Origin of the sequence: Kistimonas scapharcae (genome assembly GCF_039540975.1) — a bacterium.
Taxonomy (GTDB): domain Bacteria; phylum Pseudomonadota; class Gammaproteobacteria; order Pseudomonadales; family Endozoicomonadaceae; genus Kistimonas; species Kistimonas scapharcae.
Window position 1 is genome coordinate 1 of sequence record NZ_BAABFL010000052.1, and the last position, 4,106, is coordinate 4,106.

The 4,106-nt window shown below is 51.3% G+C and carries 4 protein-coding genes and 1 tRNA gene; all 5 read right to left on the minus strand.

The window, feature by feature from the left end; genetic code table 11:
• A partial coding sequence (locus tag ABD892_RS02935) for a transposase (protein ID WP_345193679.1) occupies window positions 1–343 on the minus strand: 343 nt, incomplete at its 3' end.
• A gap of 139 nt (window positions 344–482) precedes the next feature.
• Window positions 483–1,139 (minus strand): SEC-C metal-binding domain-containing protein, encoded by a 657-nt coding sequence (locus tag ABD892_RS02940; RefSeq protein WP_345193681.1) that lies wholly within the window; start codon window positions 1,137–1,139, stop codon window positions 483–485.
• Window positions 1,140–1,575: 436 nt separating this feature from the next.
• Window positions 1,576–1,652 (minus strand) — tRNA-Pro (locus ABD892_RS02945).
• 98 nt (window positions 1,653–1,750) lie between these two features.
• A complete protein-coding gene (locus ABD892_RS02950) occupies window positions 1,751–2,536 on the minus strand; it encodes a DUF3050 domain-containing protein (protein WP_345193684.1) in 786 nt (261 codons plus the stop codon).
• Between the two features lie 181 nt (window positions 2,537–2,717).
• Complete coding sequence (locus ABD892_RS02955; RefSeq protein WP_345193686.1) at window positions 2,718–3,974, minus strand: MFS transporter; 1,257 nt, start codon at window positions 3,972–3,974, stop codon at window positions 2,718–2,720.
• Window positions 3,975–4,106: the final 132 nt, after the last annotated feature.

Sequence of the window (4,106 nt, forward strand, 5' to 3'; positions counted from 1 at the left end):
TGTGCATACGACTGATAAAGTCGGCAATGGTCGTGAAATGCGGCTGACTGTCAGCTGAAAGCGCCATGAAGACCACATTCTCACGACAGGCTTTCTCAATCCTGCGGCTGGACGTGATGCCGCGGGAATAGGCAAATAATACGATCTTCAAGAGCATGGCCGGGTCATACGCCAGGCTCCCGGTATCATCGTTATGGTAATGATCATGAAAGATGGAGGTATCGATTTCATGATCCACCAGATAGTTCAGGGTGTACTCAAAAGAACCGGGCACAAGTTGCTCTGCCAGGTTAATCGGTAATAAAAGATTCTGACGCGTGTCGTACGGCTTGAAGCGAGGCATGGCAAGGCTCGAAATAGAACTCTGGGGCAGATTCCTAAAGGATATCTGCTATGCCGCGGACTGCCAGTGCTTCCAGACGTTTTTCTACAGACTCAACGCTTGGTTCAGGTACGCCGTAGGCGTCACCTGGAACCACTTATTATAAGCCGGTAAATGAATACTTAGATTCCAGTTCTTGGAGACCGGAAGTTAAATTTTCACGGCAACACGATTTGAACTTATTCCCGCTACCACAAGGACAACGGGAATTTTTTGTAAGGTTGTCTCCAAGCATATTTTGTAATGTTGTTTGCCAAGTGAGCAACCATCGAAATATCTCATACTCCTCACCTTCCAAAGTTAGTTCATGTTTATAGGCTCTATCTCCAAAATTTTGCAGAGAAAAACGAGCCTTATGAGTATTGATGTAATCTCTGATAAGCGGATTCTTGGAAAGTGGCTTTCTAATATTATCTACTTGCTTACCTTCATAAACTATCTTTGAATCAGGCAGGAAAAGTATTCGCTTTGTTGAATCTGTTTTCGGTGTTATATCTTTTAGTGTTCCATCATCAGATTTCCAAACAGAGTGGAACTCAGCCTCAACAAAAACATCTTCCCAAATCCATATTTGCCAACCATACACCTTCGTGCCTCCATCCTTTTTTATTTTTAAATCAACATTAGGGAAGCACTCAAGTGGAACACAATAAGGCTCAGCTTCAAGCTCAAGATATACAGGTTTTTCATCACTAATTTCAGAGCAAAACTGCTCTATTGCGTTATCTATTCTTAATGGAGCTTTCAAATAACTCATAATTTCCCTGAGGCTTATAACAGAGATTTATACAAACCAAGTTCGCATAACACACTATCTATTCGTCAATAAATTTGCATAGGCGAACCAATGCATCCCCTAAGGTTTGATTTTCAGAGACGCTACCGCCCGAAGGTCTGGCCTGGTCACTTTGACGTGGCGGAGCATGGGCCTCACTAGCTCGTTACTGCACGGCTGTGCATGAAAATGGCGCTATCTAATCACACTTTGCAGGCGTCAGCCATGTTGCCAGTCAACACTGAATAGCAGCGCAGCAAATTGGCTTTTGTCGTTTAGTGGCCACGTCGTGATTCACGGGATGAAAACCGCAGAAAAGGCTTTTGCGGGACTCGGATAGGAATACTTGGAAAAGGCTTCAGGATAGAGTATGAAGGTGAACTTCAGAAAAAATCAGACCAGCATTGAAGGTTAATACTGGTCGGAGCGAGAGGATTCGAACCTCCGACCCCCACAACCCCATTGTGGTGCGCTACCAGGCTGCGCTACGCTCCGACACAACCGCGAGGCTTGCCCTCACGACGGGTGCGAATCATACCCAAACCACCGTCCCGAGGCAACTGCGATTCGCACATTCCGGCCCATTTTCCTGCCTAGTCTTCCTGTTGCCGGTCAGCCTGCTCGACCCGGGTTTCGGTGATGGCGTCCAGCGCGCCCTGCCAGAGATCCATGCGCGCCGAAATCGCCTGGCGCGCCATGACCAGCGCCCGGGCCATGCCGTCTTCGGTGCCCTGGGTCAGTAGCCGCAGGATCGCTTCCGCCGCCGGGCCGTGCTCGTCACCATCGAGCTCGATATGGCGCTCCAGGTACCACATCATGCCCGGGATGCTGGCAGGCTCAATGCCCCACTGCGACAGCAGCGCGGAGAACATCTCCGGAATGGCATCCTCCCGCCCGAACAGGAAATAACTGGCCACATCCGCGCTGCTGCCCTCAATGGCCACGGTCAGTGTATCGGTCACGAAGGTGCGCACATGGGCCGGTATGCCGTTGGCGTGAATCGCGGTCTGCCAGGGGACACCGTTGTGCAGGGCATCGTGGAAGGCCTCGAACACGGACGTATCCGCGCCGATCTCGCGCATGGCTTCCAGGTACATAGCAAGATGACTGGCCGGGTGGCCGTGGCGATCTTTGTCGGTTTCTTCGCAGAGGATGATCTCGTTGATAAACCGTGCCGCATTGGCGTCCACCGGTGTGCGCCAGGGCAGCGCCATGCCGGTCAGATCGTGTTGCAGGCGCTTGGCCAGCGACATGAAATCCCACACAGCAAACACGTGGGTTTCCATGAAGGTGGCCAGCTTTTCCCGGGTATCAATGCGTTCGTACAGAGGGTGGGAAAACAGCCGTTGTCGGTAGTGTGCCAGCTCCTTGTCAAACATGTTGCGTCCGTCCTTGTTGGCCCAGTGGTTGTTCACTGCTGTTACTATCGACGGTGGCACTCACTCCCATGAGAGGCAGTTTCGGCCAAGCTTTTAAATATTATTGCTTTCAACATGTTACTGAAGACGTTGCTACCGACAGGTTTTACATAACACGTTACGGGTGACACATCGGATTTTGTCACACCAGCCGTACTGACTTATTGTGATCCAACCCTGTACGGTAGCGGCATGGCATAGTCAGCCCTGAAAGCCCTGCCAGCAAGGCGGCAAGCCCCAGAAACAGCACCGGTGCCAGTAGAAAACCCTGGCCACACAGTAACTCCATCAGGTAAGGGGACGCACCACCAAATAGCGAAATACCCAGGTTATGACTGATAGCCAGCCCAGAATAACGCACCGGGGTATCAAACAATTCAGTAATCGTCGCCTGGTAACAGCCGTTGATCAATGACGCCGGCAAGACCGTCACCATCAACAGTACCCAGAAGTGGCCACACAGCATGCAGTGGATCGCTGGTAACATACACAGCAATAACACGGCACAACCTGTGAGAATCACTCGACGACGACCAATCCTGTCAGACACCACACCCGCACAAAACGTACCCGCCGCCAATAACAACATGGCAGTTGTCGTAAATCCATAAGCACTCAGATGGCTGTAATGCAGGTGCTGGGCAATCATGGACGGCAGGAACAAGCAAAAGGCAGACACCGTGCCGGCAATAGCTACCAGCCCGATGGCAATCAACAGGTTTTGTCGGTTATGCTGCCACAATTCCAGGAACGGCACTTTGACGACCTCCCCTCGCTCCACGATAGCAATGAACAGTGGTGTTTCAGCAATGTGTCGCCGCGCCAGATAACCGACCACTCCAAGCACCCCACCGGCGAAGAATGGCAAACGCCAGCCCCACTGTTGAATTTCCCCTTCCGTCAGCGTTGCAGCAATCAATATGGCAACCGCACCGGCCAGCACATGCCCAAGCGTAGCCGAGGTAATGATGGAGGCCGTCACCAGCCCGCGCTGATTGGGAGGCACCTGCTCTGCGGCATAAATGATTGAACCGGGCAACTCCCCGCCAACCGAAAGTCCCTGAATAATCCTGCACAGCACTAACAATGCCGGCGCCAACCCACCCACCAGCGCATAACCCGGTAGTAGTCCTATGCCCAGTGTTGCCAAAGACATCAGCAGAATCGACAACCGGAACAGTCGCTTACGACCAATCCGGTCACCAAAGTGACTGAACAGCAAACCACCCAAGGGGCGGGTCAGATAACCCAGCGCAAAAATGGCAAAAATCCACAGGCGACTGCCCTCTTCCCCCGGAATAAACACCCGGGTCAAAACATCAGCAAACAAAAACAGAATGGCAAAATCAAAGAATTCCAGGACTGCGCCTACGCAGGTAATCAGCAATAACTGCCGCACATCAGGCTCCGGAGGTGTATGAATGTCAGTGCGGGAAATATAGAGCAGCCAACGAGCCTGTAGAAAATCTAAAAATAGAATCAGAATGCCTTCATTTTTAATGAATTAATTCTGCTTCAGCTTTCTACAGAC

Coding starts and splice junctions, on each gene's coding strand:
- ABD892_RS02940 (WP_345193681.1), bottom strand. CDS start 1,139: ATGAGTTATTTGAAAGCTCCATTAAGAATAGATAACGCAATAGAGCAG.
- ABD892_RS02950 (WP_345193684.1), bottom strand. CDS start 2,536: ATGTTTGACAAGGAGCTGGCACACTACCGACAACGGCTGTTTTCCCAC.